The organism is Faecalibacterium longum (assembly GCF_040094125.1).
GTDB lineage: Bacteria > Bacillota > Clostridia > Oscillospirales > Ruminococcaceae > Faecalibacterium > Faecalibacterium longum.
In genome coordinates, this window is record NZ_JBBNIH010000089.1 from 1 (window position 1) to 1,496 (window position 1,496).

Consider the following 1,496-nt stretch of genomic DNA (forward strand, 5'->3'; position numbering starts at 1 on the left):
TTTATAGAAAATCTTCGGAATTTAAGGCTTCCGAAAAATTGTCCCTCTACTTACGAGCCATCGAAAACGGCCAAAAAATAGCCTGAAAAAGAAATTTGTTGAAAAGTTTTTGGAAAATATAGTTGAGGTGGCTGTTTGATTAAAATAACATTGACCCATGGGGCGACCGATGGAGGACGGAACTTTGCAACAATGGCAGTGCCTAAAGTTGAAAGTGGTCTTGAAAAAGATGCCCTACACTTGGTAGGCATCGAGAACGCCTGTTTCGTAGCATTGGTGAGAAACTTGTAATTGAATTGTAATTCTTGAGACCGAATCTCCGGCTTTGAAAAAGTCCTCTCAATAGGTAGCCGACGAAAAAGACCAAAAGACAACCATCTTTTTGAGAATTAACAAAAAGGTCACAAATGACTAGCCTTCAAAGAAGCGTTTCTACTATTAACAGAAAAAGTGGCCTAAAATGGGGGGTGTTGGAGAAAATTTCCACCTTAAAAATGCGCCTTTACTCACTAGCCAACGAGAATAGCCAAAAGCCAACAAAAACGAATTATGTATTTCTGCCACTGATTGCAACAGCATATCGGTGACAGAAAGATCGTTTAGAGCGATTCTTCGCGGTTTGGGGGAGTGGAAGTCGTTTTGTGGTGGGACTTTTTCTGCTGAAACTGCTCCAGCTTTTTCAGCACCGATTCCTTTTCCGGGGTCTTGCCGCCCGGTGCGAAAAGCTGCTGCTTGTTCAGCACCATATCAATATACTTGCGGACACTTTTCAGATCGGAGATGTCCGGCTGCAAGGTTTCCAGTTGGGTGCGAAACTCTGCGCTGCTGGATTGCAGCGCAGAAAATTCGGCATCCAATGCCGAAAAATCCACCGCAATACTGCCGTTCAGCTTCATCAGAGTGCGGACAGCTTTATTGAAGATGTCCAGTTCCTCCTTGTGCTGGGCAGCGTAAGCGTCCTTGGTCAGCTTGAAGTTCTTCTTGATAAAAATGTCATGGATGGGCTTCAGCTTGGCATGGACGGCGGCAGCGTCCTTGATCTGAGCGATTGCCCGCATACGGTTTTCGTTCTGCTTCAACTGTTTGCGGAGAGGAGCGGCGGTCTGGTTTAAGCTGTCAATGGCTTGGTTCAAATCCTCAACAGTGTTCAGGGAATGGGCTTTCAGGTAGTCCACAGCCCGTTTGACTTCCTCAAAGTCCCGGACAGTGCATTTCAGTTTTGCCTTGCCAGACCAATCGCTGCGCTGCTCGGCACGAAGATTGAAATAATCCACTAACAGGTCGGATAGCGTTGGCTCTTTGGCCTTTTCCAGAGCGTCCAGAAGAAGCTGCTTCTTTTCATTCAGATCTGCGATCCAGCGTTGCAGCCCACGAATTGCGCTGCGGATGGACTGCATCAGGCTGTTGGCGGCTCGAATATCCCGGTTCAGGTTGCCGAGAAAGGTTTCCACTCCACGCTTTTCCATCTGGTGTGCAGCGGGGCCGAGATGGACGGT

The 1,496-nt window shown here is 47.4% G+C and carries 1 pseudogene; it reads right to left on the reverse strand.

Features of this window, described 5'->3' with window-relative positions:
- Positions 1-599: 599 nt before the first annotated feature.
- A pseudogene (locus AAAU26_RS02585) lies at positions 600-1,496 on the reverse strand (MobQ family relaxase); the annotation flags it as partial.